Genomic DNA, 25007 nt, shown 5'->3' with positions numbered 1-25007 from the left:
GGAGAGAAGTGCCATGTCTCGCACCACGACCCCGCGGGGGGACGCGCGGCCCACGCGCGCTCACCGTACCCCGCCGCCGACCGGGCACACCTCGCGGCGGCGCCTGCTCGCCGCGGCGCTGACCCTGCCCCTGCTGATCGGCGCCGCGGCGTGCGGCGACGACGACTCCTCGGGCAGCGGCGGCAAGACCGAGCTGTCGGTGTTCTGGTGGGGCGCCGAGGCCCGCGCCGCCCTCACCGAACAGGCCCTCGACCTCTACACCCGCAAGCACCCCGAGGTGACGTTCAAGAAGACGTGGCAGGCGAACCAGGGCTACTTCGACAAGCTCGCCACCCTGACCGCGGGCGGCAACGCCCCCGACCTGTTCCAGCTCGACGACAACTACATCGCCGAGTACGCCACCCGCAACGTCACGCTGGACCTCACGCCGTACAAGAACGACGGGCGCCTCGACGTGTCCAAGTTCCCGGAGAGCCTGTGGCAGTACGGCGTGGTCGACGGCAAGCTGGCCGGCGTCGCGTCCGGCGAGAACACCCAGGGGCTGGTCTTCGACAAGACCCTGCTCGACCGGTTCGAGCTGCCCGCGCCCACGACCGGCATGAGCTGGGAGGCGTTCATCGCCTGGGCCGAGAACGTCTCGAAGACCACGAAGGTGCCCGGTACGCAGGACCCCAGCGCCGACTACAAGGCCTTCTGGGTGTGGCTGCGCCAGCAGGGCAAGGACCTCTACAAGGGCAAGGAGCTCGGCTTCACCGAGCAGGACGCCGCCGCGTGGTTCGAGCTGTGGAAGGGCGCCCGCGACCGGGGCGCCACGCCGACCGCCGACGTGATCCACGAGGGCAACGTCACCGACGTCAGCAAGCAGCTCGTGGTCACCGGCAAGGCCGCCACCAGCTGGGTGTGGGCCAACCAGATGCCCGAGCTCAAGAAGAACACCAAGAGCGAGCTCGGCGTGGTCGCGTACCCGGGGAATCCGAGCGCGCAGTGGGCCCGGGCCTCCATGTACTTCTCCGTCTTCCGGGGCAGCCCGCACAAGGACGTGGCCGTCGACGTCATCAACTTCCTCGCCAACGACCCGGAGGCGGGCAAGATCCTCGGCACCGACCGCGGGCTGCCGTCCAACCTGGACGTGCGCCGGCAGGTGGCCGACTCCGTGGACGACCCCGCGATGAAGCAGTCCATCGCCGTCGAGGGCGAGCTGGCGAAGACGTTCGGCCCGCCGCCGGCCGTGCCGCTGCCCGGGCACAGCAAGGTCAAGACCGAGCTGACCAAGTCCGCCGAGGAGGTCCAGTACGGGCGCCAGACGCCGGCCGCGGCCGCCGCCGCGTTCCACGCCGCCGCCAAGGCCGCGATCGGTCAGGGCTGAGCCTTGACCGCGGTGCACACCCCCGCGCGCACCGAACCGCCCGCACCCCGGGGTCCCGCCGCCGGCCGGCGGGGCTCCGGGCGGGCCCGGCGGCGCGAGAACCTGCCCGGATACCTGTTCCTCGGCCCGTGGCTGCTCGGGCTCATGGCGATCACCGCGATCCCCATGCTGCTCTCGCTCTACCTCAGCTTCACCGACTACGACGTGCTCACGCCGCTGTCCGAGGCGCGGTGGGTGGGGTGGGACAACTACGAGCGGATGTTCACCGCGGATCCGTCGTACTGGCACGCGGTCCGGGTCACCGTGACGTTCGCGCTGGTCGCCGTACCGTTGAAACTCGCCGCCGCGCTCGGCGTGGCCCTGCTGCTCAACCGGGCCTTCCGCGGGGTGGGCCTGTTCCGCGGCCTGTTCTACCTGCCGTCGCTGCTCGGCGGCAGCGTCGCCCTGGCCATCGTCTGGGTGAGCATGTTCAACCGCGACGGTGCGTTCAACTCGCTGCTCGCCCTCTTCGGCGTCCAGGGCGCGCCCTGGGTCAACGATCCGACGTGGGCTCTCGAGACGCTGATGCTGCTGGCGATCTGGCAGTTCGGGGCGCCGATGGTCATCTTCCTGGCCGGGCTCAAGCAGGTGCCGGCCGAGCTGTACGAGGCCGCCGCGGTCGACGGTGCCGGCACGTGGCGGCAGTTCGCGCACATCACGCTGCCGATGCTGTCCCCGGTGATCTTCTTCAACCTCGTGCTGGAGACGATCCACGGGTTCCAGGGCTTCACGTCGGCGTTCGTGCTCAGCAACGGCACCGGCGGCCCGGTCGACTCCACGCTGATGTACACGCTGAACCTGTACATCAACGGCTTCGTCCGGCTGGAGATGGGCTACGCCTCGGCGATGGCCTGGGTGTTCCTGCTGGCGATCGGCCTCATTACGGCGGTGCTGTTCCGCACCGGCCGCTTCTGGGTCCACTACTCCGACAGCGAGGGACAGTGATGCGCCGCCCGCTGCGCTACGCCGCGCTGATCCTCATCGTCGCCGTCGTGCTCTACCCGCTGGTGTGGATGGTCGGCACGTCGTTCAAGTCGCCCGAGGAGATCGTCAACAACATCGGGCTCGTGCCGCAGCACGTCACGCCCGGCAACTTCGCCGAGGGCTGGCACAAGTTCGACGTCGGCTTCGGCCGGTTCTTCCTCAACAGCGCCATGGTGTCGCTGCTGACCGTGGCCGGGAACGTGATGTCGTGCCTGCTGGCCGCGTACGCCCTGGGCCGCCTGCGGTTCCGGCTGCGCGGCATGTGGTTCGCGGTCATGATCGGGACTCTGCTGCTGCCCGGCCACGTCCTGATCATCCCGCAGTACATCCTGTTCCGGAACCTCGGCTGGGTCGGCGGGGACTGGCCGTACCTGCCGCTGCTCGTGCCGCACTTCCTGGCCACCGAGGCGTTCTTCGTCTTCCTCATGGTCCAGTTCATGCGGGGCATCCCGCGCGAGCTCGACGAGGCCGCCATCATCGACGGGGCTTCGCCGTACCGGGTCTTCCGGCACGTCATCCTGCCGCTGAGCCGGCCCGCCCTGGTCACCACGGCGATCTTCTCGTTCATCTGGACCTGGAACGACTTCTTCCGGCAGCTGGTGTACCTGTCCGACCTCAAGGACTACACCGTGCCCGTGGCGCTCACCCTGTTCATCGACTCCACCAGCGAGAGCGCGGTCGGGCCCATGTTCGCCATGTCGCTGCTGTCGCTCGTACCCGTCTTCCTGTTCTTCGTGGCCTTCCAGCGCCTGCTGGTCGAGGGCATCAACACCAGCGGGCTCAAGGGGTGAGCGGGGTGCGGCACGGCTGGCGCGACACCGTCCGCGCGGCGGCGGACCTGGCCCTGCTGGGCTTCCTCGTCACGGGGGCGGCGCTGGCGGTGGTGACGGCGGGCGCCGCGGTCACCACCGGCAGCGCCGCGATCCGCCACCACCTCGACCACGACAGCTGGCCGCCGCCCCGGGCGTGCCTGCGCACCTTCCGCCGGGCGCTGCTGCCGGGCCTGGCAGCGTCGGCCGCCGCGCTCCTGTTCGTCGCCCTGGTGGTCGTGGACGTCCTGGCGTTGCGCTCGGGATCGGTGCCGGGCGCGCCGATGCTGATGGTCCCGCTGCTCGCGGTCGCCGCGGCGGCCCTCGGGTTCGCCGGCCTGCTCGCCGTCGCCGCCTCCGGGCCGGCCCCGCTCGCGACGGCCCGGGCGATGGCCCGGCCCGCCCCGCTCGCGGCGGCGACCGCGACCGTCGTGCTCACCCTGCTGCTGGCCGCGCTGGTGCACCCGGTCCTCATCCCGCCGCTCCTCGGGTACGGCCTGTTCGCCCTGCACGTCCTCGCCCGCCGGAGCGGCGCTACCGTGCCCGGATGCGAACAGCCGGCGTCGACCTCGCCGCGGAACCGGACGGCACCGCGGTCGCAATCCTGACCTGGACGGCCGGCGGTGCCGAGGTCACCGGCCTGGCGTGCCCGGCCGGCGACGACGCCGTGCTGGCGGCGGTGCGGGGCGCGGCGAAGACCGGGATCGACTGCCCGCTCGGCTGGCCGGACGCCTTCGTGTCGTTCGTCGGCGCGCACCGCTCGGGTCCCGTTCCGATGGACGGGCCGGCGGACCGGTCCTGGCGGCGCCGCCTGGCCTGGCGGCACACCGACGAGGTGGTGCGCGCGGCGACCGGCCTGGTGCCACTGAGCGTGTCGGCCGACCGGATCGGCCACACGGCCATGCGCTGCGCCGCCCTGCAGGCGGCGCTGGCCGCGGACGGGCACGACGTCGACCGTACGGGCCGGGGCGCGATCGCCGAGGTCTACCCGGCGGCGTCCCTGAAGATCTGGGGCCTGCCGTGGCGCGGCTACAAGACGGCGCGCAACCGCGAGGCCCTCGGCGAGGTCGTCGACGGCCTGCTGGCCGCGGCGCCGTGGCTGCGGCTGGGGGAGCACGAGACCCTGTGCCGCCGCAGCGACCACGCGCTCGACGCGGTGGTGGCCGCCCTGGCGGCGCGTGCGGTGGTCCTGGGCCGCGCGACGGTGGCGGATCGCGACGTGGCCCGCAGCGAGGGGTGGATCGCCCTGCCGGCCGGGCCGCTCGGCTCGCTCCGCGGCTGAGCCGAAGCGCGCAGCAGGTGATCGCTCGTCAGCCGACGACGGCATCGAGCAGCTGGTTGCCGGCCCTTCGTCGCTGGCACCGGCACTGGGCAGGGTGCGCTCAGCGCCGGTGCCAGAGGTCGCGGGCGTACAGCAGCAGGTGCTGCTCGATCCACGGTGTGGTCAGCACGGCCAGCGGCTCGGGCGCGCCGTGCGGGTCGCTGCGCACCAGGATGTCCGCGTCGTAGTCGCCGACCTTGGCCCGTACGATCCGGTCCTGGCCGGGCGGCACCACCAGCCCGGCGGGCAGCAGGATCTCCTGAGCGATCTCCTCGGTGCTCGCCAGCAGCGCCATGATCGTCGCCCGGCCCTGCGGGGTCACGGCCGCGACGACGGCGACCTCGGCGTCGCCGAGGACGCCGCGCTGCAGCGACATGAGCTGCTCGGGCACGCGCAGGCGCTCCCGGAGGTACGGCCACAGCAGCCGTTCCCGGTCGTGGAGGCCGATCGCGGACACCGAACCGCACATGAGGTCATTCTGCGCCCGCCGGGGCGGCGACATGGCGTCCTTCGCGGGGATCGCACCGCCGTGGCGTCCTTCACCGGCTTCGCACCGCCGTGGCGGACGCCGCCGGGGCCGTCCGGGGTGGAGCATGGCCGCATGAGTCTGCGGTTCGAGGAGTTGGCCTGGCGGGAGACCCCGATGGGCGAGATCAGCCTGCGCCGGCGGCGGGATCCGATGCTCGGCATCGAGGTGTACGAGGTGAAGCTCGGCGACGAGTTCCTCATGTCGAGCCTGTTCACGGTCGCCGAGATCGAGCTCGCCCGCCTGGGCCTGGACGAGGTGACGGAGCCGGCCGGGCTGGACGTGGTGGTCGGCGGGCTGGGGCTGGGGTACACGGCCCGGACGGTCCTCGACGATCCGCGGGTGCGCTCGCTGGTGGTGGTGGACGCCATCGAGGAGGTGATCTCGTGGCACCGGCGAGGGCTGCTCCCCTTCGCCGGGGCGGTGGCCACGGACCCGCGGTGCCGCCTGGTGCACGCCGACTTCTTCGCCCTGACCGCGGACCCGGCCGGGTACGACCCCGCCACGCCCGGCCGGCAGGTGCACGTGGTGCTGCTCGACATCGACCACAGCCCGAGCCACCTGCTGAACCCCGGGCACGCCGCCTTCTACACCGCGGACGGCCTGCGCCGGCTCGCCGCGCACCTGCATCCCGGCGGCGTGTTCGGGCTCTGGTCCAACGACCCGCCCGACGACGCCTTCACCGCCCTGCTGGGCGAGGTGTTCGCGACGGCGCGCGCCGAGGTCGTCGCCTTCCCCAATCCGCTGCAGGGGCGCACCTCGACCAACACGGTGTACGTCGCGCGGACGCCGGGCGTGTGACAGGGGACAGCGGCCCCCGTCGATCGTTGGTAGCGTCCGGCGGCGAGCGGCCGTCCGGGCCGCCCGGATCACGGGGGAAGACCATGCACCGTACCCATGTCCTGTCCGTCTTTGCCGCGGCGGCGGTCGCGGTGGGCATCGCCGTCACCGCCTGGCCGGCGTTCGCCGACACCACGCCGCCCGGCCGCCCGCCGGCGGTGCAGAGCAGCGACGACGTGCCGCTGCCGCCGGGGCATCCCATCCCGTCGGGACCGGTCACCGCGACGCCGCCGACCGCCGACCCGTCGGTCACGCCGCCGCCGTGGCCGTCGTTCCCGCCGGACGACCCCGAGGATTCCTGAGCGTCCCCGCCCCGCGGCCGGCGGGTCCACGCCCGGCCGCGGGGCGGGAGGTCAGGCGTCCACCAGCGGCTTCAGGGCCTCGCCCACCCGCGTGACCATCCCGGGCCGGTGACCGTTGCGGACGAGGTTGATCGTGATGCCCTCGATGCCGGCCCCCAGCACCCGCTCCCGCAGCTGCTCGGCGACCTGCTCGGGGGTGCCGAGGAAGGCCCGGTTCCGGCGGTCCTCCGGGATGCTCTCGCCGAGCTCCTTCGCCTCCTGCTCCGTCTCGCCCACCATGCCCATGGCCAGGTAGCTGGTCTTCAGCGTGGCCGGGTCCCGCCCGATCTCCTCGCACCGCTCACGCAGGACGGCCACCTTGCGCGGCAGGTCCGCGACGTCGCAGATGATGTTCATGTGGTCGGCGAAGCGCGCGGCCAGGCGGAACGTCTTCCGCTCGCCGCTGCCGCCCAGCATGATCGGGATGGCCGGGCGCAGCCGCGGGTTGTTCATGGCGCCCCGCGCGGTGTACCACGTGCCCTCGAGGCTCGCCTGCTCGCCCCGGAGCATCGGGGCGATGATCGTCAGCGCCTCCTCGAGCCGTTCGAAGCGCTGCCCGAACGTGCCGAACTCGAAGCCGTAGTCGTGGTGCTCGCGCTCGAACCAGCCCGCGCCGATGCCCAGGATCGCGCGGCCCTTCGAGACCACGTCCAGCGTGGTCACGGTCTTCGCCAGGAGCGCGGGATTGCGGTACGTATTGCCGGTGACCAGGGCGGACAGCTGGATCGCCGAGGTGGCCGACGCCAGCGCGCCGAGCGTCGTGTACGCCTCCAGCATCGCGTTCTCCGGCGCCCCGATGCCCGGCAGCTGGTAGAAGTGGTCCATCACCAGCACGGTGTCGAAGCCCGCCGCCTCGGCCTCGCGGGCCTGGGCGACGACGGTGTCGAAGAGGTTCTCGACCGGGACGCCGGGATAGGTGTAGTTCGGGATCTGGTACCCGAGCCGGATGCTCACAGTGCCTCCGCCAATGTAAGAGGGCTATCACCTGTTAATGTAAGACTCCACTTACATGCGGGCAAGCGGGATCGGATGATCGAGAGGGCGAGCGTGTCGGCGCACCGGGGCTACCACCACGGGTCGCTGCGCGCCGCGCTGGTGCAGGCCAGCTTCGAGCTGCTCGCCGAGGGCGGCCTGCACGGCTTCTCCGTCGCCGCCGTCGCGCGCCGGCTCGCCGTGAGCTCCGCCGCGCCGTACCGGCACTTCCCGGACCGCGCGCACCTGCTCAGCGCCGTCTCCGCGGACGCCGCTCGCGACCTGCGAGCGGCGATCGCCGACGCGGCCGGCGCGGCGGGCGCGGACCCGGACGCGCGGCTGGCCTCGGTTGCCGGCGCCTATGTCCGGTACGTGGTCCGCACCGGCGCCGGCTTCCAGATCATCTACGCCCTCGAGCTGTACGGCGTGCCCGACGAAACCCGCCGCGAGCAGACCCGGGCGCTGATGACCACCCTGCTCGACCTGGCCACGGCGACCGGCCCGGCGTCCTACCAGGAGGCCGTACTGCTGGTCGAGGAGACGATCGCGGTGGCGCACGGGTACACCTCACTGGTGCAGGACGGCTTCTTCTCGCGTACGTCCACCACGGTCGACGCGATCGCCGCGCGCGCCACCGCGGCGGCCCGGGCGCTCGTCACGGCCGCCGGCCGGCAGCGGCCGCCCACATCTCCCGGGTGATCTCGTACTCGACCTCGCCCCGATCGGAGCCGGGCAGCGGATCCTCCCAGCTGGGGAAGAACGTGCGCACGTAGCGCATGCCGACGGCCTTCATGACGCCTTGCGAGCCGTGATTGACCGCCATGGTCTGCGCGATCACCCGGTCCTGGCCGGCCGTCTCGAAGGCGTGCCGCAGCAGCTCCCGCGACGCCTCGGTGGCCAGGCCCTGCCGCCAGAACCGGCGGGTCAGGCGGTACCCCAGCTCACACACCCTGGGCTCGCCGGGCTGGTCGGGGCCGTGCGCAGGCGGCAGCATCATCAGCCCGACGAAGTCGGCGCCGTCCTCGCCCTCCGGGGCCGCGGAACCGCGCCGGGCACCGCCGGAGCCGAACGCCATCCAGAACCCGAGACCGTCCACCTTGCGGCCCAATGCCATCCGCCCGGCGTGCGAGGTGACCACCTCGTCCCTGGTCCGCGCGCCGGGGAAGAGGTACCGCAGCACCTCGGGGTCGGAGTCCAGCGCCACCTCCAGCTCGAGGTGGCGGTCCGCCAGCGGCGTCAGCAGCAGCCTGGGCGTACGCAGAATCGGTTGGGGCATCCGGCCACCCTCACACGACGGCGGCCCCCGCGGCGACGCCATTACCGGGGGAGGCGGGTGGCGCGGCGGGTCGGTGATCCGGCAGAGTCGGCGGCGTGGAACTCGCGACGCACCGGCTGCACCGGCTGACCTCGTACGAGCCCGCCCGGTCCTGGACCGACCCGGCCGACGACCCGGCGGTGGTGCAGGACCTCGAGGTGAACGACGTGAACCGGCTGCCGTGGTTCTTCAAGCGATACCCGGACGGCCTGCCGCGGATCGAGCTGCCCCGTGACCTGCCCGCCACCACCGCCCCGGCCGTCGCCGTGCTCGCCGGCACCGCGGTGGTCGAGCCGGCGGAGCTGAGCCCGGGCCGGCTCGCGCGCATCCTGTTCCTGTCCGCGGGCGTCGTGCGGACCGCCGAGCGGGCGTACGGCACCCACCCGTTCCGGGCCGCCGGGTCCGCGGGCGGACGGTTCCCCCTGGAGCTGTACGTCGCGGTCCCGGACGGGGGAACACTGCCCGCAGGCGTGCACTGGTACGACCCCGCGGGCCACGCGCTCGTCCAGGTAGGACCGCCGCCGCAGGGCGGGGACGTCGCGGTGGTCGTCACCGGTGTCCCGTGGCGCACCGGCTGGCGGTATCGCGAGCGGGGCTACCGGCACGTCTACTGGGACCTCGGCACGATGTTGTCGCAGCTGACCGGGGCCGCCGCCTCGGCCGGGGTCTCCGCCGCGCTGTACAGCCGGTTCCCCGATGCCGTCGTGACGGACCTGGTCGGTGCTGACGGCGTCCACGAGTTCCCGGTCGCGGTCGTCTCCCTCGGCGGCCAGGCGCCCGCGCTGCGGCCGGCCGGTGCCGCCGTGGCGGGCGCGGTCGACGCCGCACCGCTCGAGTTTCCGCTGGTCACGGCGGCGCAGCGGGCGAGCGCTTGGGACGTGCTGGGGGAGCCGTGGGCGCCCGGCGCGGCCGTGCGGACGTCCGGCGAGCCGCGGGATCCGTTCGAGACCGTCGTGCTGGCCCGCGGCTCGCAGCGCCTCATGGACCCGGGCCGCGGGCTGCCGGAGCAGTTCCTGCGCGACAGTGTGGCCGTGGCCGTACGCGGCGTCGACCTGCCGCACTTCGTGGTGGTGCACGACGTCGGCGCGATGGAGCCGGGCCTCTACCGGTGGCCGGCGCTGGACCAGCCGGTGCGGGCCGGGAACCTGCGCGACGAGCTGTACCGGGTCTGCCTGGACCAGGCGCTCGCCCGCGACGCCGCCTTCGTCGTGATCACCGCCGCCGACGTGGCCGCCCTGGACGACAGCGGCTACCGCGCGGCGCAACTGGCGTCCGGTCTGGTCGAGGGCCGGCTGCACCTGCTGGCGTACGCCCTGGGCGCCGGCGCGAGCGGGATGACGTTCCTGGACAGTGACATCCCGGCGCTGCTGGGGCAGCCGCTGGAGGCGCTGCTGTTCACCTGTGTGGGGGTGCCGGCGTACCGGTCGGCCAAGGGCGGCCCGCCGGGACGGCCCACCAGCGTCAGGCCGGTGATGCCCCGGTGACCGCCGGACGGCGCGGGCGGGTCGCGCGGGCCTACTTCCGGGTGCTGAACGCTACGCTGAACCCCGTCACGGTACGACTGGCCAGATCCGGGTTCGGACCGTTGGCGCTGATCCGGCACACCGGACGCCGGTCCGGCCGCACGTACGAGACGCCGATAGTGCTGGCCCGCGACGGCCGGGACTTCGTCGCCGAGCTGACGTACGGCCCGGGCGTCGACTGGTACCGCAACGTGGTGGCCGCGGGAGGCTGCGTGGTGGTGCACGGTGGCACCGAGCACCGGATCGCCGGCGTCGAGCCGTACCCGGCGCAGGCCGGCCTGGCGGCGTTCGGGCGGCCGGCGGCGCTGCTGCTACGCCTGCTGCGGCGGCGCGAGTTCCGGCTGCTCAGGACCGCCGCGACGGACGCGGAGACGCCGGGGTGATCACGCTCACGCCGGCGGCTCGCGGGCGTTGCATAGGATCGACCCTCACGACCGAGGCCCACCCTGTGAATCGAGGAACGCAATGCCGCTCACACCGGCGGACATCCACAACATCGCCTTCAAGAAGCCGCCGATCGGCAAGCGGGGCTACGACGGGGACGAGGTCGATGCCTTCCTCGACGAGGTGGAGCAGGAGCTGATCCGGCTGCTGGAGGAGAACGGCGCGCTGCACCAGCAGGTTCAGCGGGGCGGGCCGAGCGGGCCGCCGTCCGCCGCGTCCACCATGGTGCTTGACTCCGAGTTCGCCGACATCGCCGCGCGCCTGGAGCGCCTGCAGGAGGCGCGGGCCCGCGCCGAGCAGAACGCCCGCAACCTGCAGGCCGAGCTGGAGCGCGCCCGCAGCAGCGCCAGGTCCGCGCCGCCGGCCGCCGCGCCGGCCGACGACGAGCGCACCGCCCGGGTGCTGATGATGGCCCAGCGCACCGCCGACGACCACATGCGCGACGCCCAGCTGGAGTCCGAGGCGCTGCTGGGCGAGGCCCGCGACAAGGCCGGCCAGATCACCGGTGAGGCGCAGCTCAAGGCGGGCACGATCGAGGGCGACGCGCGGCGCAACCACACCGACGCGATGAACAGCCTGGGCGCCAAGCGGGCCGCGCTGCTCGACGAGATCGACCGGCTGGGCCAGCTCGCGCAGAGCTACCAGGCCGCCCTGCACAGCCACGTCACGCACCAGCTGCAGGACCTCGACAGCGACCCGCAGCCGGCCGACTGAGGCGTCCGCGACCCCGCCGGCCGCCGGCCGCAAGCGGCCGGCGGCGGGTCAGGAGAACTGCGGGATGACCTCCTGCGCGAAGCGCAGCATCGGCTCGTGGTCGTACGCCACCCGCGGCACGTAGACGATGACGTAGTCGGCGCCCGCCTCGACGGCCCGCTCGACCCGCCCGGCCGTGTCGGACATCGGCGCGGCCGGGTCCATCTCGAGCGTGGTCGACTTGATGATCGTGCCGTAGTCGCGGCCCAGCTTGTCGCAGTGCGCGCGCAGGACGCCGAGCTTGTGGCGGATCAGGTCGGGGTCGCCGCCGCCCACGTTGCAGGCGTCGGCGTACTGGGCGACGAGCTTGAGCGTCACCTTCTCGCCGCCGCCGCCCAGCCAGAACGACGGGTGCGGCTTGCGGACGCCCTTGGGCTCGTTGATCGGGCCGTCGATCGAGTAGTGCCGGCCCTGGAACACCGGCCGCTCCTCGGTCCACATGCGGTGGACGATCTCCACGGCCTCGCGGAACTCGCCCATGCGCTGCGGGACCTCCTTCCACTCGTAGCCGTACGCCTTCCACTCGTGCTCGTACCACCCGGCGCCCAGCCCGGCGTAGAGGCGCCCGTGGCTGGCCACGTCGACGGTGGACGCGATCTTGGCGTACAGGGAGGGCTGGCGGTAGCCGTTGCACCCGACCATCTGGCCGATGTTGACCCGGCTGGTGTCGCGGGCCAGCGTCGAGGTGACGGTCCAGCACTCGAACGTGGTGTTGACGGTCGGCTCGGGAACGGTGTGGAAGTGGTCGTACACCCACACCGAGTCCCACGGCCCGGCGTCGGCGGCCTTGGCGACCGCCGTCATCGCCTCGTACTGCTCGACCGGGTCGGCGATCTCGACCAGGTCCATCTTCCAGCCCTGCGGCACGAACACCCCGAAGCGCACACTCATGTCCGCAACGTACCGGATCTTGTGCGCGCCGTGCGCCCCCTGCGCGAGCGCTCAGGCCTGCGTGCCCACGATGTCGCGGGTCACGGCCGCCTGCTCGGTGAGCACGCTGCTGATCATCGTCTGGGTCTCGTTGATCTCACCGACGATGCCGCCGATGGCGCCCAGTGAGTGCACGACGTTGCCCGCGTCGTGCTGGATCGCCGCGATCAGCGTCGCCACGTCCTGGGTGGCCCGGGCGGTGCTCTGCGCCAGCTCCTTCACCTCGGTGGCCACCACGGCGAAGCCCCTGCCGGACTCGCCCGCGCGGGCCGCCTCGATGGTCGCGTTCAGCGCCAGCAGGTTGGTCTGCCCGGCGATCGAGGTGATCACCTTGACCACGTCGCCGATCTTGCTGCTGGACTCCGACAGCCGCCCGACCACGGTGTTCGCCTCGCCGGTGACCTCGGTGGCGCGGCCGGCGACCAGGGTGGCCTGCAGGACGTTGCGCTCGGCCTCCTCGATCGAGGTCACCAGCTCGGCGCCGGCCGCGCTCAGCCGCCGGCTCTCCCTGATCCGCTGCACCGCCTGGGCGATGAGGAACGCGGTGTTGCGCAGCGCGCTCGACCTGCTCTCGGACAGCGACAGCCGCTGGGTGGCGAAGAAGTCGAGGGTGCCGATCACCGTGCCGTGCACGACGAGCGGCAGGCACACGCCGGAGACGACCCCGGCGCGCCGGGCGGCGGGCGCGCGGACGCAGTCCGTCACCGTGCCGAGGTCCTCGACGAAGATCATCTCCTGCGCCTGCCAGGTCCGGCCGGCCAGGCCCACGCCGCGGGCGAAGGTCGCCGAGCGGGTCACCTGGCGGAACTCCGTACCGGCGTCGCCCGACTCCACGCCGAACGTGAGGACGTCCCGCGACTCGTCGACGCCCCAGAAGGACCCGTACGCCCAGCCGAACCCGGTGCGGACCGTCTCCAGCGCCTCCCGGATCGCGTCGGCCTCCACGCCGGCCTGCGACAGGTGCCGCAGCACCGTGTTGACCGCGGCGACATCGGCGGCCGCGTCCGCCTGCCGCGCGGCGGCGCTGACCCGCTCGAGGGCCTGGGACACCAGCAGCCCGATGCTGCGCAGCGTCTCGAGCCGCTGCTCGGAGGGCTCGAGCGTGGTGGTGGCGAAGAAGTCCATCGTGCCGACCACCCGGCCGTCCTCGGTCAGCGGGAAGCAGATGCCGCTCCGCACGCCCACCCTCTGTGCCACGGGCGCCCGGACGCAGTCGTGCATCTGCCCCAGGTCGGCGATGAAGATCAGGTCCCGGGCGCGCCAGGCCCGGCCGGACAGGCCCACGCCCTCGGCGAAGGAGGCGGCGAGGGTGACCGTGCGGAACTCCGGGCCGGCGTCGCCCGACTCCACCGCGAACCGCAGCACGTTCGCCGCGGGGTCGACGCGCCAGTAGGAGCCGTACGCCCAGCCGAAGCACTCCCGTACGGCGTCGAGTGCCGCGCGAGCCGCCTCGGCGGGCGTCGTGGCACCCTGCAGCGCCCGCACCACGGTGCTCACGGCCGCGGCGTTCTGCCGTGCCTCGGCCACGGCGCTTTCGCCCTCGCCGTCCGTCGTCTGCCGGCCGAACAACCCCATGGTCAGCTCTCCTTGTGTCGGACTTTTTCGATCTCATCCCCTGTCGGAGGAGGTTCATCGGTCGGGGAGTCGTGACCTTGACGGATCGCCGCCGAAAGCTCTGCAGCCCCAACCGGGCCGGTTGCCGGCCGGTTGCCGTATATGCCGATGATCGGTATATGCTGCCGCGCATGATCGAACCACCGATGCGGGAGCCGACCTTCCTCGTGCTGACCGCGCTGGCCGCCACCCCGCAGCACGGGTACGCCGTGATCGAGGACGTGGCCCGCATGACGGACGGCCGGGTGCGGCTGCGCGCCGGCACCCTGTACGCGGCCCTCGACCGGCTGCGCTCCGACGGCCTCATCGAGGTCGACCGCGAGGAGGTCGTGCAGTCCCGGCTGCGCCGCTACTACCGGCTCACGGGCGTCGGCGAGCAGCGGCTGGCCGGTGAGACCGAGCGGTTGCGCCGGCAGGCCACGCTCGCCGAGAGCCGGCTGCGGACGCGCCGTACCGCGGGGGAGGCGTTCTCATGAGCCTGGAGATGCGGTACCGGCGGCTGCTCGCGGTGTACCCGGCGCAGCACCGGGAGGCGTACGCGGACGAGATGACGGCCGTGCTCATGGACGGCGCCCGGCCCGGCCAGCGGCGCCCGTCCCTGCGCGAGGCCGCGGACCTGCTGTGGTGCGGCCTCGCCGCCCGCGCCCGTGGCGCCGTCCGGTCGCCGGACCCGGGCCGGCGCGAGGCAGCCGGGATCGCCGGGCTGATCGGCGCGGTGATGCTCGCCGCCGTGGCCGTCCGCCGGCTGCTCATGTACGCCTCGGTGGGCTTCGTCGAGGGTGGGCAGGTCCGCGACGTGGCGGTCCGCGCGCTGGTGTGGACGGTCGTGGCGGCCGTCGTGCTCGCCGGGCTGCGGCGCACCGCGGCGGCGCTGGCCGTGCTGGGCGTGCTGGTGGAGACGGCGGCGATCGTGGTGTGGCTGCCCGGTGAGGCGTTCCGGCCGATCCGCATGTCGTGGGCCCTGGCGTTGTCCCTGCTGACGGCCGTGTTCCTGGTCGTCGCCCGGCGGGCCCGGCGGCCGGTGGCGAGCTCCGTGCCGGCCATGCTCGGCGTGCGCCGGGCGCCGGCGGGTGCCCGGGGCCGCGTCGCCGTGCTGCTCGCGCCGCTCGTGGCCGTACCCGTGGCGCAGCCGGTCCTGGAATCGGTGATCGGCATCCACGCCGCGCCGGCGGTCACGGCCGGAATCGTCCTGGCCGACGTGGCCGTCATGGCGGGCCTGCCGCTGCTGGCGCTCGGCCTGGCCCTCGCCGCCCGGCGGGCGACGGCCGGTCTGCGGCTCACCCGGACGGGCGCCGCCGGTCACGCCGCGCCCGAGTGAGGCCAAGCCTCCCGGCACGGCGGGTGACCGGGTCGGCGTACACCCCGGCTCACCCCGTCGGCCAAGACCGAGAACGGGTGGGCGCCGCGGTGTAGCCGGTTGTCAGGGGGGTATCGAACGGGGTCATGGACGACGGCTCGTTCCGGCACGCCGCGGTGGTCGCCGGCTCGGACGACGAGCTGGTGGCCGCGCTGCTGCCCGAGCTGCGGCGCTCGGCCGGCGCGTACGACGAGGTGCTGATGGTCGTCAGCGACCGCAGCCGGGCCGTGCTCACCGCGGCCGCCGGCGACCTGGCCGGGACGCTCAGCTGGGGCGATCCCGGGGGGTTCTACCAGCGGCTCGGATTCGCGTACGAGAGCTTCCGGCGCTACCTGGCCGGGCAGCACGATGCCGGGCGGCGCGTCCACGTGGTCGCCGAGCCGGACATCACCGCCGAGGCCGTGCCCGGGCGATCGCTGGCCTACCTGGCGTACGAGGCGGTGTGCAACGACGTGTACGCGCCGTACGGGTGCCCGGTCACCTGCATCTGGGACTGCCGGCACCACCCGCAGGCCGTCATCGACGGGGCGCGGGCGGCGCACGGCCACGTGCTGAGCGCGGACGGGGCGCGGCCCTCGGCGCAGTACCTGGCACCGGAGCGCTTCCTGTCCGCCCGGCGTGATCCGCCGCTTCCCGCCCCGCCCGCAGCGGTGGACCACGACCTGGTCCTGGACGGGGTCGCCGCCCTGGGCCGGCTGCGCTCGCTGCTGGACAAGTGGGCCGCCGGGCACGGGTTCGGCGCCGCGGCCGCGGAGGACGTCCTGGTGGCGGTGGTCGAGATCGCCACCAACGGGCTGCGCCACGGCCGGCCGCCGATACGGGTCCGGGCCTGGCACGAAGCCGGCACGCTGACCGTGCAGTGCGACGACGCCGGTGGCCGCCGGATCCCGCCGGAAGCCGGATACCACCGCCCGCGCCTGGACGGGCTCGCGCCCGGTGGGCGGGGGCTGTGGCTGGCCCGTCAGCTCGCCGACGTCGTGGTGATCGAGTCGGCGCCCGGGCGGACCACCGTACGGCTGTCGTTCCCGTACGAGCCCATGCACCGCAGCCGGGACTGACGCCCCGGGCGCGGACCCGCACCGCCGTGCATACTTACGGGCCGGATCAGTGGATCACGGCTGGTGGCGGGACGCTTCGGGAGGATCGTGGTGGGCGAGGATGCGGTGGCGCGGCACCCTGGCGGCGCGGGTGGGAGCGCGGCCGTGGCCGATCCTGATCTGCGGCAACTGCTGGCCGGGCTGACCGCCGTACGCGACGGCGACTTCCGTACCCGGCTCCCGGAGGACGGCGACGGGCTGCTCGGCGAGATCGCCACGGTCTTCAACGGCATGGTGGACCAGCTGTCGCTGTTCACCTCCGAGGTGACCCGGGTGGCCCGCGAGGTCGGCACCGACGGGCGGCTGGGCGGCCAGGCGGACGTGCCCGGGGTGTCGGGCACGTGGAAGGACCTGACTGATTCTGTCAACGCCATGGCGGGCAACCTCACCGACCAGGTCCGCGACATCGCGCAGGTCGCCACCGCGGTCGCCCGGGGCGACCTGTCGCAGAAGATCACCGTGGACGTGCGCGGCGAGATCCTCGAGCTCAAGGACACCATCAACACGATGGTCGACGAGCTGTCGTCGTTCGCCGACGAGGTGACCCGGGTGGCGCGCGAGGTGGGCAGCGAGGGCCGGCTCGGCGGCCAGGCCGAGGTGCCGGGCGTCGCGGGCACGTGGCGTGACCTCACCGACTCGGTCAACTTCATGGCCGGCAACCTGACCAACCAGGTCCGCAACATCGCGCAGGTGACGACGGCGGTCGCGCGCGGCGACCTGTCGCAGAAGATCACCGTCGACGCGCGCGGCGAGATCCTCGAGCTCAAGAGCACGATCAACACCATGGTCGACCAGCTGTCGTCGTTCGCCGACGAGGTGACCCGGGTGGCGCGCGAGGTCGGCACGGACGGCCGGCTCGGGGGTCAGGCGCAGGTCAGCGGCGTCGCGGGCACCTGGCGCGACCTCACCGACTCGGTGAACTCGATGGCGGGGAACCTGACCAACCAGGTCCGCAGCATCGCGCAGGTGGCCACGGCGGTCGCGCGCGGCGACCTGTCGCAGAAGATCACCGTGGCCGCCCGCGGCGAGATCCTCGAGCTGAAGAACACCATCAACACGATGGTCGAGCAGCTGTCGTCGTTCGCCGACGAGGTGACCCGGGTGGCGCGCGAGGTGGGTACGGAGGGCCGCCTCGGCGGCCAGGCCGACGTCAAGGGCGTCTCCGGCACCTGGAAGGACCTCACCCAGTCGGTGAACGTCATGGGCGACAACCTCACCGCCCAGGTCCGCAACATCGCCGAGGTCACCACCGCCGTGGCCCGCGGCGACCTGACCCAGAAGATCCGCGTCGACGCGCGCGGCGAGATCCTGGAGCTCAAGGAGACCATCAACACGATGGTCGACCAGCTGTCCGCGTTCGCCGACGAGGTGACCCGGGTGGCCCGCGAGGTGGGTACGGAGGGCCGCCTCGGCGGTCAGGCGCGGGTCCTCAACGTCGGCGGCACGTGGAAGGACCTGACCGACAACGTCAACGTCATGGCGTCCAACCTGACCAACCAGGTGCGCTCGATCGCGCTGGTGGCCACGGCGGTGGCGCAGGGCGACCTGAGCCGGAAGATCACCGTGGAGGCCAAGGGCGAGGTCGCCGTCCTGGCACAGACCATCAACACGATGGTCGACACGCTGGGCGCGTTCGCCGACGAGGTCACCCGGGTGGCCCGCGAGGTGGGTACGGAGGGCCGCCTCGGCGGCCAGGCGCGGGTGCCCAACGTGGCCGGCACGTGGAAGGACCTGACCGACAACGTCAACTCGATGGCGAACAACCTGACCGGCCAGGTCCGCAACATCGCGCAGGTCACGACGGCGGTGGCGCAGGGCGACCTGACCAAGAAGATCGACGTGGACGCGCGCGGCGAGATCCTCGAGCTGAAGACGACGATCAACACGATGGTCGACCAGCTGTCCAGCTTCGCCGCGGAGGTCACCCGGGTGGCCCGCGAGGTGGGCAGCGAGGGCCGGCTGGGCGGCCAGGCGGAGGTCGAGGGCGTCTCCGGCACCTGGAAGCGGCTCACCGAGAACGTCAACGAGCTCGCCGGCAACCTCACCCGGCAGGTGCGTGCGATCGCGGAGGTGACCAGCGCGGTCGCGACCGGCGACCTGACCCGCTCCATCACGGTCGACGCCTCCGGCGAGGTCGCCGAGCTCAAGGACAACATCAACTTCATGGTGGAGTCGCTGCGCGAGACCACCCGCGCCAACCAGGAGCAGGACTGGCTCAAGACCAACCTGGCGCGCATCTCCGGGCTCATGCAGGGCCACCGGGACCTGGAGGTGGTGGCCGCCCAGGTGATGGACGAGCTGGCGCCGCTGGTCAACGCGCAGCTGGGCACGTTCCTGCTGGTGGACGACGCGACCTCCGGCGAGCAGCTGCGCGTGGTCGGCAGCTACGGGCACCGGGGCGCCGGCCGGCGCTTCGAGCTGGGCGACTCGCTGGTCGGGCAGGCGGCGGTGTCCCAGCGCCGCATCGTGGTCGACGAGCTGCCCGCGCACTACTTCACCGTCTCCTCCAGCCTCGGCGAGAGCGCGCCGCTGCAGCTGGTCGTGCTCCCCATCGTGGTCGAGGACCAAGTGCTGGGCGTCATCGAGCTGGCCAGCATGGCGCCGTTCACCGACGTGCACCGCGACTTCCTGGACCAGCTGATGGAGACCATCGGCGTCAACCTCAACACCATCGTCGCGAACGCGCGGACCGATGTGCTGCTCACCGAGTCGCAGCGGCTCGCGGCCGAGCTGCAGGCGCGCTCGGAGGAGCTGCAGGCCCGCTCGGAGGAGCTGCAGCGCTCCAACGCCGAGCTCGAGGACAAGGCGAGCCTGCTGGCCCGGCAGAACCACGACATCGAGACGAAGAATTCCGAGATCGAGCAGGCCCGCCAGGAGCTGGAGGCGCGCGCCCAGCAGCTCGCGCTCGCCTCGAAGTACAAGTCGGAGTTCCTCGCCAACATGAGCCACGAGCTGCGTACGCCGCTGAACTCGCTGCTCATCCTCGCGCAGCTGCTGGCGCAGAACCCCAACCGCAACCTCACCGCCAAGCAGGTCGAGTACGCCACCGTCATCCACTCGGCCGGCACGGACCTGCTGCAGCTGATCAACGACATCCTGGACCTGTCCAAGGTCGAGGCCGGCAAGATGGACATCACGCCGGAGGCCTTCGAGCTGAAGGTGCTCCTGGACTACGTGGAGCAGACGTTCCGGCCGCTGACCAGCTCGCGGGGGCTCGCCTTCGACGTGTCCACCGCCCCGGACGTGCCCGCCGGGCTGTTCACCGACGAGCAGCGCCTGCGGCAGATCCTGCGCAACCTGCTCTCCAACGCCGTGAAGTTCACCGAGCACGGCGGCGTGCAGCTGCGCATCGAACGGGCCCGCCCCGACGAGCTGTCCGCGGCGCTGGCCGGGCACGACGCCGTGGTGGCCTTCCGCGTGGTCGACACCGGCATCGGCATCGCGGAGCAGCAGCTGAGCGCCATCTTCGACGCCTTTCAGCAGGCCGACGGGACCACGAGCCGCCGGTACGGCGGTACCGGCCTCGGCCTGTCGATCAGCCGGGAGATCGCGCACCTGCTCGGCGGCGAGATCCGCGCGCAGAGCGTGCTGGGCCAGGGCAGCACCTTCACCCTGTACATGCCGGCCCAGCCGGCGGCCGGCTCACCGGCCGGCGCCGTGACCGCGGTCGCCGAGCCGGCGGTGCTGCCCGACACGCTGCCCGTCCTCGCGGGCGACACGCGGCGGGTGCTCGTCGTCGAGGCGGACCCGTCCGGGCTGCTCACGCTCATCGCCCGGGGCGCGGCGGCCGCCGTCGCCGGCGCCCACGCCGACGTGCAGGTGAGCACGGCGGTGGACCACGAGGCCGCCCTGGCGGAGCTGCGCTCCCAGCGGTTCCACGCGGTCGTGCTCGACGTGGCCCTGCCCGACGACAGCGGCCCGACCTTCCTCAAGGCCCTGCACGACCGCAGCGACCTGCGGGACCTCCCGGTGCTGGCGTATCAGGGGCGGCCGCTCTCGGCCAGCCAGGAGACGCTGCTGCTGGCCCTCGCGCACACCCGGCCGCTGGAGGTGCTGCCCAGCCTCGACGAGCTGCGCGAACGCATCACGCTGCACCTGTCGGTGGACACCGGTGAGACGGTCATCCCGCGGCTGCCGGCGACCGAGCCCGCCGGCGGGGGACAGCCCGGCATCGGCGCGCTCGCCGGCACCAAGGTGCTCGTGGTCGACGACGACGCCCGCAACGTGTTCGCCCTGACCAACATCCTGGAGCTGCACGGCATCGACGTGGTGTACGCCGAGAACGGCCGCAAGGGCATCGAGGTGCTGACCCAGAACGACGACGTCGACCTGATCCTGATGGACGTCATGATGCCGGAGATGGACGGTTACGCCGCCACCGCCGCGATCCGCGCGATGCCCAAGTACGCCCGGCTGCCGATCATCGCCGTGACCGCGAAGGCGATGCACGGCGACCGGGAGAAGAGCATCGACTCCGGTGCCAGCGACTACGTCACCAAGCCGGTCGACGCCGAGGACCTGCTGACGTGCATCGAGCGGTGGCTGCGCCAGAAGGGGGCGTCCTGACGGATCTCCGCCGTTCGGCAGCCAAGTCCCTTTAGTCCGTTTTACCCTGGGGGCATGGCATCGGTACTGGTGGTCGAGGACAACCCGGACCATCAGCGTGCCATCGCCGAGGTGGTCCGCCGCCTCGGCCACGACGTGCTGATGGCCGATGACGGGCGCGCCGGGCTGGCGGCGGTGGCCGAGCACCACCCGGACCTGATCGTGGCCGACGTCGACATGCCGTACCTGAACGGGCTGCAGATGTGCCGGATGCTGCGCGAGGCGCCGGAGTTCGCCACGATCCCGGTCGTGCTGGTCACCGCGTACCTGCCGCCCAGCGACCCGCGGCTGGGCTCGGCCGGTGCCGCGGCGGTGGTGCCCAAGCCGTTCACCGTGCAGCAGTTGTCGGGAACGCTGGGCCCGTACCTGTCCGGCGCGCCGCCGGCACCGCCGTTCGCCGCGCCGGCGTCCGACCCGCCCGCCGCCGGCGCGCCGGCCGGCTTCGCGGACGCGCTGCTGCACAGCCTGGACGTCGGCGTGGCGGCCTGCGACACCTCCGGCCGGCTCGTCCTGCTCAACCCCGTGCTGCGCGAACTGTTCGGCGACGCCAGCGGCGAGATACCGCTCGCCGACTGGCCGCGGCGGTTCGTGCTGCGCCACCACGACGGCACTCCGCTCACCGCCGGCCAGCTGCCGCTGGTACGGGCGCTGGCCGGCGAGGACGTCCGGCATGCCGACCTGCTCGTCCACGACCGGGCCGGCCGTCCGTGCTGGCTGGACATCAACGCCCGGCCGGTCCGCGATGCCGCCGGCGTGGTGCTCGGCGCGGTCGCCGCCGTCCACGACGTCACCGGTGACCACCGGTCCCGCCAGTACGAGCACTGCAAGACGAGGGTGCTCGAGGTGCTGGCGGCCGGCTCCGACACGGCCACCGCCGCCGAGGCCGTGGTGCGGGCCGTCGGCGAGTGTCTCGACTGGCCGTACGTGCGGCTGTGGCTGATCGACCAGATGACCGCGCGGCTGCGGCCGGCCGCCACGTACCAGGGACCGGGCGAACGGCCGCTGCCCCTGCCGGCGAGCTTCGAGCGCGGGCAGGGGCTTGCCGGCCAGTGCTGGGAGAGGGCGGAGCTCGTGTGGGTGCGGGACATCCACGCCCCCGGTTCCCCGGTGCTGCCGGACGTGCGGGAGAACACCGACTACCGGGCCGCCGGGGCTGTGCCGGTGCGCAGCGGCGACCGGGTCACCGGCGTACTCACCTTCTTCACGTACTGTCCGCAGGAGCCGGAGCCCGCCCTGACCGTCCTGCTCAGCGGCATCGCCGGCAACGTCGGCGCGTATCTCGAGCAGCGCCGCGCCGAGGACCTCAGCGTGCACCTGGCCGCCGCGACGGACGAGTACATCGCCCTGGTCGGGCACGAGCTGCGGACGCCGCTGACCTCCATCGGCGCCTACACCGAGCTCATCGCGGAGTCCGACGACGCCACCCCGGTGGGCGACATCCGCCCGCTGCTGGACGTCGTCGAGCGCAACAACGTACGGCTGCGCCAGATCGTGGAGCAGCTGCTCGACCTCGCCGCGCTGGAATCCGGCGACGCGAGCCTGACCGTCGCGGACATCGACCTCACCGCCGTGGTCGCCGCCGCCGTGGAGACCGCCCTGCCCGCCGCCCGCGAGCACCGGATCGCGCTCGTGGTCGACGCGCCGGACAGCGTCCCGTTCAGCGGCGACCGGCGGCGGCTGGAACAGGTGGTGGAGAACCTGCTCGACAACGCCGTCAAGTTCAGCCCGGACGACTCGACCGTCCGGGTACGCCTGAGCGCCGAGAGCGACGCGGCGGTGGTGGCGGTGTCGGACGCGGGCATCGGGGTGCCCGCCGAGGACCAGTCCCGGGTGTTCCGGCGCCTGTACCGGGCCGGCAACGCGCGGCACTCCGGCATCTCCGGTGCGGGTCTCGGCCTGGCGCTCGGCCGGGCGGTGGTGGAGCGCCACCACGGCACGATCGTGCTGAGCTCCCGGCCGGCGGAGGGCACGACCGTCACCGTCCGCCTGCCTTACCGTCCGTGATGAGCGGTTGCTCCCCGCCGTCCCGTTTCTCGCTCAAACCTGCTGGTCAACACGGATAAAAGCGATCTTTGGACCGCATGGAGCATCGGGCGGTGGGTAGCTCAGGGTCACACGAGCGAGAGGAGAGAACCGTGATCGCGCAGGAGCAGATCCATTCGCTGTACGGCCGCGAGGTGTACGACCGCGACGGTGACAAGATCGGCAGCATCGGTCAGGTGTGGGGCGACGGCGTCGGTCAGCCCACGTGGGCGAGCGTCAAGACGGGCCTGTTCGGCCTCAACGAGTCGATGATCCCGCTGCAGGACGCCGACCTGCAGGGCGACCGCCTGGTCGTGCCGTTCGAGAAGGCCATGGTCAAGGACGCCCCGAACATCGACGCCTCGCACGACGAGCCGCTGGCCGAGGACGAGGTGACCCGGCTGTACGACTACTACAACGTCAACTGGGACGACAGCTACCGGGCGTACCAGGCCGGCGCCGCGGCCGGGAACGCCTCCTACACCGGCACGCGGGAGCGGGACACGGTGGGACACGACACCTCCGGCCGGACCACCGACGACGCCATGACCCGTTCCGAGGAGCGGCTGACCGTCGGCACCGAGCGCGAGCAGGTCGGCCGGGCGCGGCTGCGCAAGTACGTCGTGACCGAGCAGCAGCAGGTCACCGTGCCGGTCTCGCACGAGGAGGTCCGCATCGAGCGCGAGCCGATCACCGACGCGAACGTCGGCCGGGCGCTGGACGGCCCGGACATCAGCGAGGAGGAGCACGAGGTGACGCTGCACGCCGAGCGCCCGGTCGTGGACACCGAGGCCGTGCCGGTCGAGCGCGTACGCCTGAACAAGCAGACGGTCACCGAGCAGCAGACCGTCGGCGGCGAGGTGCGCAAGGAGCACATCGAGGCCGACGTCCCCGGCGAGCAGGGCCGCCGCACCCTCGGCTGACACCCCCGACTCCCGACGGCGCCCCCGCCCGCAGACGCGGCGACGGGGGCGCCGCCGTGCTCACCGGGCGGCGAGGCGTACCGGTGGCTCCCCGCCCGCGTCCCCGCTCTGCAGGCGGTCGGCGAGCGCGTCCGCCCAGGCCGACACGCCCGCCGCGTCGATACCGTGCGGGGCGGCGCCGGCGTACGCGGCGATCCGGTCGGCCGCCCGCCGCAGCAGCCGGGCCGCGCCCGTGTCGTTGCCCCGCGCGCGGTGCGTCACGCCGACCGCGAGCTGGGCGAGGCCGCGCCACAGCTCCCGCTCCGGCTCCGGCGCCTGCTTCCACGCGCCCTCCAGCACCTCGTGGGCGTGGAACGGGCGGCCCTCGTCGAGCAGGCGCTGGGCTTCCTCGAGCGCCTCCGCGGGGCTCAGCACCACGTCCTCGGGCGTGGTGGGCACGCCGGGCAGCCCGTACGGCAGCGGCCGGCCCAGCGCGTCGCGGGGCCGGGAGTTCCTGGCCCGCCCCGCGCCGTCGCGGTCCCGGGTGAAGCCGGTGGCGTCCATGAGTGTCCTTTCCTGCGCTGCACGCGAAACGCTAGGCGGGGTCCGGCCCGGCCGCGCGCAGGCGCACGACGCAACCCTCCGGAGCGGCGAACGGTTCCAGCACGGCGTCGTCGTCCGCGCCGCTGTGGTGCAGCGCCCCGCGGATCACGCCGGCGTGCAGGCGGCACATGGCGTCGGGGTGGTCCCGGACGAGCCCCAGGTACGGGCAGCTGCGCAGCCACACCTCCGTGGTGTCGCCACCGGCGGCGACGCGGGGCGTGAAGCCCAGTGCGTCCAGGACCGCGACGAGAGCCTCGACGGGATCCCGGTCGTCGTCGCGGGCGCCGGCGAGCAGGCCGCCCCAGCGCCGCCCCACCCGGTCGGCCACCGCGCGGTCCGCGGCCTCGTCGCCGAGGTGTTCCAGGACCGCGGTGAGCAGCCGGCCGTACGCTGACGAGGTGGGGTCGTCGGTGACGGCGCGGTACCGCCACGCCGGCCGGTACGGCAGCCCGCCGCTGGCCCGCGCCTTCGCGAGCAGTCCGGCCGCGACGAGCGCGTCGAGGTGGTCACGGATGGTGGAGACGGGCAGCCCGGCGTGGTCGGCCACCTCCGCCGCGGTCACGCCGCCGGCCGTCCGTACCAGATCGAGGATCGCGGCCCGGTCGACCGGCGCGGGTGACACTGCCATGACCCGACGGTATATC

Annotated in this window: 24 protein-coding genes; 17 read left to right on the top strand and 7 right to left on the bottom strand. The window is 73.1% G+C overall.

The genetic code is table 11. The features are described from left to right. Positions 1–13: 13 nt before the first annotated feature. Genes COUCH_RS22570 through COUCH_RS22550 form a run of 5 tightly spaced genes read left to right on the top strand, consistent with a single transcriptional unit; the run spans position 14 to position 4480 of the window. Positions 14–1366, top strand: a complete 1353-nt coding sequence (locus COUCH_RS22570) for an ABC transporter substrate-binding protein (protein WP_249607173.1) — start codon at positions 14–16, stop codon at positions 1364–1366. 12 nt (positions 1367–1378) lie between these two features. Further along, positions 1379–2350, top strand: coding sequence for a carbohydrate ABC transporter permease (locus COUCH_RS22565; protein ID WP_249607172.1), 972 nt, complete (start codon positions 1379–1381; stop codon positions 2348–2350). After that, positions 2350–3180: a carbohydrate ABC transporter permease gene (locus COUCH_RS22560; RefSeq protein ID WP_249607171.1), complete on the top strand. Its 831-nt coding sequence runs from the start codon at positions 2350–2352 to the stop codon at positions 3178–3180. The genes COUCH_RS22565 and COUCH_RS22560 overlap by 1 nt, the downstream gene beginning before the upstream one ends. Before the next feature lie 5 nt (positions 3181–3185). Then, positions 3186–3806, top strand: coding sequence for a hypothetical protein (locus COUCH_RS22555; RefSeq protein WP_249607170.1), 621 nt, complete (start codon positions 3186–3188; stop codon positions 3804–3806). Next, the gene (locus COUCH_RS22550) at positions 3746–4480 is read left to right on the top strand and encodes a DUF429 domain-containing protein (protein WP_249607169.1); all 735 of its coding nucleotides are present in this window, start codon (positions 3746–3748) and stop codon (positions 4478–4480) included. Before COUCH_RS22555 ends, COUCH_RS22550 begins: the two co-directional genes overlap by 61 nt. Before the next feature lie 100 nt (positions 4481–4580). Here the strand turns inward: COUCH_RS22550 and COUCH_RS22545 are convergent, their stop codons facing one another. Then, entirely contained in the window at positions 4581–4988 is a 408-nt protein-coding gene (locus COUCH_RS22545; RefSeq protein WP_249607168.1) for a hypothetical protein, read from the bottom strand. A gap of 132 nt (positions 4989–5120) precedes the next feature. On the opposite strand from COUCH_RS22545, the gene COUCH_RS22540 reads away from it, so the two are divergent. Together COUCH_RS22540 and COUCH_RS22535 are read left to right on the top strand one after the other, a co-directional pair. Then, the gene (locus COUCH_RS22540) at positions 5121–5846 is read left to right on the top strand and encodes a spermidine synthase (protein WP_249607167.1); all 726 of its coding nucleotides are present in this window, start codon (positions 5121–5123) and stop codon (positions 5844–5846) included. Positions 5847–5929: 83 nt separating this feature from the next. Continuing rightward, complete coding sequence (locus COUCH_RS22535) at positions 5930–6187, top strand: hypothetical protein (protein WP_249607166.1); 258 nt, start codon at positions 5930–5932, stop codon at positions 6185–6187. 51 nt (positions 6188–6238) lie between these two features. On the opposite strand, the gene COUCH_RS22530 is transcribed toward COUCH_RS22535, so the two are convergent. After that, on the bottom strand, positions 6239–7180 hold the full coding sequence (locus COUCH_RS22530; protein ID WP_249607165.1) for an LLM class F420-dependent oxidoreductase: 942 nt from the start codon (positions 7178–7180) through the stop codon (positions 6239–6241). A gap of 75 nt (positions 7181–7255) precedes the next feature. Here COUCH_RS22530 and COUCH_RS22525 point away from each other — a divergent pair, with 75 nt between their 5' ends. Further along, a complete protein-coding gene (locus COUCH_RS22525; RefSeq protein WP_249607164.1) occupies positions 7256–7897 on the top strand; it encodes a TetR/AcrR family transcriptional regulator in 642 nt (213 codons plus the stop codon). Here COUCH_RS22525 and COUCH_RS22520 read toward each other — a convergent pair. Beyond that, complete coding sequence (locus COUCH_RS22520) at positions 7854–8474, bottom strand: GNAT family N-acetyltransferase (protein ID WP_249607163.1); 621 nt, start codon at positions 8472–8474, stop codon at positions 7854–7856. The genes COUCH_RS22525 and COUCH_RS22520 overlap by 44 nt on opposite strands. A gap of 95 nt (positions 8475–8569) precedes the next feature. Here COUCH_RS22520 and COUCH_RS22515 point away from each other — a divergent pair, with 95 nt between their 5' ends. The 3 genes from COUCH_RS22515 (at position 8570) to COUCH_RS22505 (ending at position 11194) form a co-directional block, all read left to right on the top strand. Continuing rightward, positions 8570–9997: a hypothetical protein gene (locus tag COUCH_RS22515; RefSeq protein ID WP_249607162.1), complete on the top strand. Its 1428-nt coding sequence runs from the start codon at positions 8570–8572 to the stop codon at positions 9995–9997. Beyond that, on the top strand, positions 9994–10419 hold the full coding sequence (locus COUCH_RS22510; RefSeq protein WP_249607161.1) for a nitroreductase/quinone reductase family protein: 426 nt from the start codon (positions 9994–9996) through the stop codon (positions 10417–10419). The genes COUCH_RS22515 and COUCH_RS22510 overlap by 4 nt, the downstream gene beginning before the upstream one ends. Positions 10420–10501: 82 nt before the next feature. Beyond that, entirely contained in the window at positions 10502–11194 is a 693-nt protein-coding gene (locus tag COUCH_RS22505) for a DivIVA domain-containing protein (RefSeq protein ID WP_249607160.1), read from the top strand. A 48-nt stretch (positions 11195–11242) separates the two neighbouring features. On the opposite strand, the gene COUCH_RS22500 is transcribed toward COUCH_RS22505, so the two are convergent. Continuing rightward, positions 11243–12124: an LLM class F420-dependent oxidoreductase gene (locus COUCH_RS22500; RefSeq protein WP_249607159.1), complete on the bottom strand. Its 882-nt coding sequence runs from the start codon at positions 12122–12124 to the stop codon at positions 11243–11245. Positions 12125–12175: 51 nt separating this feature from the next. Further along, on the bottom strand, positions 12176–13738 hold the full coding sequence (locus COUCH_RS22495; protein ID WP_249607158.1) for a GAF domain-containing protein: 1563 nt from the start codon (positions 13736–13738) through the stop codon (positions 12176–12178). A gap of 170 nt (positions 13739–13908) precedes the next feature. Here COUCH_RS22495 and COUCH_RS22490 point away from each other — a divergent pair, with 170 nt between their 5' ends. The 6 genes from COUCH_RS22490 to COUCH_RS22465 all read left to right on the top strand — a co-directional run bounded on the left by COUCH_RS22490 (position 13909) and on the right by COUCH_RS22465 (position 23781). Beyond that, complete coding sequence (locus COUCH_RS22490; RefSeq protein ID WP_249607157.1) at positions 13909–14253, top strand: PadR family transcriptional regulator; 345 nt, start codon at positions 13909–13911, stop codon at positions 14251–14253. After that, on the top strand, positions 14250–15095 hold the full coding sequence (locus COUCH_RS22485; protein WP_249607156.1) for a hypothetical protein: 846 nt from the start codon (positions 14250–14252) through the stop codon (positions 15093–15095). Before COUCH_RS22490 ends, COUCH_RS22485 begins: the two co-directional genes overlap by 4 nt. 125 nt (positions 15096–15220) lie before the next feature. Next, positions 15221–16192 carry a sensor histidine kinase gene (locus COUCH_RS22480; RefSeq protein WP_249607155.1) on the top strand — a complete coding sequence of 324 codons (972 nt, stop codon included), beginning with the start codon at positions 15221–15223 and terminating at the stop codon, positions 16190–16192. Positions 16193–16336: 144 nt separating this feature from the next. Beyond that, positions 16337–20797, top strand: a complete 4461-nt coding sequence (locus tag COUCH_RS22475; protein ID WP_249607154.1) for a HAMP domain-containing protein — start codon at positions 16337–16339, stop codon at positions 20795–20797. 54 nt (positions 20798–20851) lie between these two features. Beyond that, positions 20852–22840, top strand: a complete 1989-nt coding sequence (locus COUCH_RS22470) for an ATP-binding protein (RefSeq protein WP_249607153.1) — start codon at positions 20852–20854, stop codon at positions 22838–22840. Positions 22841–22971: 131 nt separating this feature from the next. Further along, positions 22972–23781 carry a DUF2382 domain-containing protein gene (locus tag COUCH_RS22465; protein ID WP_249607152.1) on the top strand — a complete coding sequence of 270 codons (810 nt, stop codon included), beginning with the start codon at positions 22972–22974 and terminating at the stop codon, positions 23779–23781. A gap of 60 nt (positions 23782–23841) precedes the next feature. Here the strand turns inward: COUCH_RS22465 and COUCH_RS22460 are convergent, their stop codons facing one another. Continuing rightward, a complete protein-coding gene (locus tag COUCH_RS22460; protein ID WP_249607151.1) occupies positions 23842–24324 on the bottom strand; it encodes a DUF309 domain-containing protein in 483 nt (160 codons plus the stop codon). 31 nt (positions 24325–24355) lie between these two features. Continuing rightward, positions 24356–24991, bottom strand: a complete 636-nt coding sequence (locus tag COUCH_RS22455; protein WP_249607150.1) for a helix-turn-helix transcriptional regulator — start codon at positions 24989–24991, stop codon at positions 24356–24358. Between the last annotated feature and the right edge of the window lie 16 nt (positions 24992–25007).

It is taken from the genome of Couchioplanes caeruleus (assembly GCF_023499255.1).
Taxonomy (GTDB): domain Bacteria; phylum Actinomycetota; class Actinomycetes; order Mycobacteriales; family Micromonosporaceae; genus Actinoplanes; species Actinoplanes caeruleus_A.
This window is presented reverse-complemented; position numbering and strand designations above follow the sequence as displayed.

What these genes read in the sequence shown, in the direction of transcription:
- COUCH_RS22570 (WP_249607173.1), top strand. Translation starts at nt 14, where the DNA reads ATGTCTCGCACCACGACCCCGCGGGGGGACGCGCGGCCCACGCGCGCT.
- COUCH_RS22560 (WP_249607171.1), top strand. Translation starts at nt 2,350, where the DNA reads ATGCGCCGCCCGCTGCGCTACGCCGCGCTGATCCTCATCGTCGCCGTC.
- COUCH_RS22550 (WP_249607169.1), top strand. Translation starts at nt 3,746, where the DNA reads ATGCGAACAGCCGGCGTCGACCTCGCCGCGGAACCGGACGGCACCGCG.
- COUCH_RS22545 (WP_249607168.1), bottom strand. Translation starts at nt 4,988, where the DNA reads ATGTGCGGTTCGGTGTCCGCGATCGGCCTCCACGACCGGGAACGGCTG.
- COUCH_RS22540 (WP_249607167.1), top strand. Translation starts at nt 5,121, where the DNA reads ATGAGTCTGCGGTTCGAGGAGTTGGCCTGGCGGGAGACCCCGATGGGC.
- COUCH_RS22535 (WP_249607166.1), top strand. Translation starts at nt 5,930, where the DNA reads ATGCACCGTACCCATGTCCTGTCCGTCTTTGCCGCGGCGGCGGTCGCG.
- COUCH_RS22525 (WP_249607164.1), top strand. Translation starts at nt 7,256, where the DNA reads ATGATCGAGAGGGCGAGCGTGTCGGCGCACCGGGGCTACCACCACGGG.
- COUCH_RS22520 (WP_249607163.1), bottom strand. Translation starts at nt 8,474, where the DNA reads ATGCCCCAACCGATTCTGCGTACGCCCAGGCTGCTGCTGACGCCGCTG.
- COUCH_RS22505 (WP_249607160.1), top strand. Translation starts at nt 10,502, where the DNA reads ATGCCGCTCACACCGGCGGACATCCACAACATCGCCTTCAAGAAGCCG.
- COUCH_RS22500 (WP_249607159.1), bottom strand. Translation starts at nt 12,124, where the DNA reads ATGAGTGTGCGCTTCGGGGTGTTCGTGCCGCAGGGCTGGAAGATGGAC.
- COUCH_RS22495 (WP_249607158.1), bottom strand. Translation starts at nt 13,738, where the DNA reads ATGGGGTTGTTCGGCCGGCAGACGACGGACGGCGAGGGCGAAAGCGCC.
- COUCH_RS22490 (WP_249607157.1), top strand. Translation starts at nt 13,909, where the DNA reads ATGATCGAACCACCGATGCGGGAGCCGACCTTCCTCGTGCTGACCGCG.
- COUCH_RS22485 (WP_249607156.1), top strand. Translation starts at nt 14,250, where the DNA reads ATGAGCCTGGAGATGCGGTACCGGCGGCTGCTCGCGGTGTACCCGGCG.
- COUCH_RS22480 (WP_249607155.1), top strand. Translation starts at nt 15,221, where the DNA reads ATGGACGACGGCTCGTTCCGGCACGCCGCGGTGGTCGCCGGCTCGGAC.
- COUCH_RS22470 (WP_249607153.1), top strand. Translation starts at nt 20,852, where the DNA reads ATGGCATCGGTACTGGTGGTCGAGGACAACCCGGACCATCAGCGTGCC.
- COUCH_RS22460 (WP_249607151.1), bottom strand. Translation starts at nt 24,324, where the DNA reads ATGGACGCCACCGGCTTCACCCGGGACCGCGACGGCGCGGGGCGGGCC.
- COUCH_RS22455 (WP_249607150.1), bottom strand. Translation starts at nt 24,991, where the DNA reads ATGGCAGTGTCACCCGCGCCGGTCGACCGGGCCGCGATCCTCGATCTG.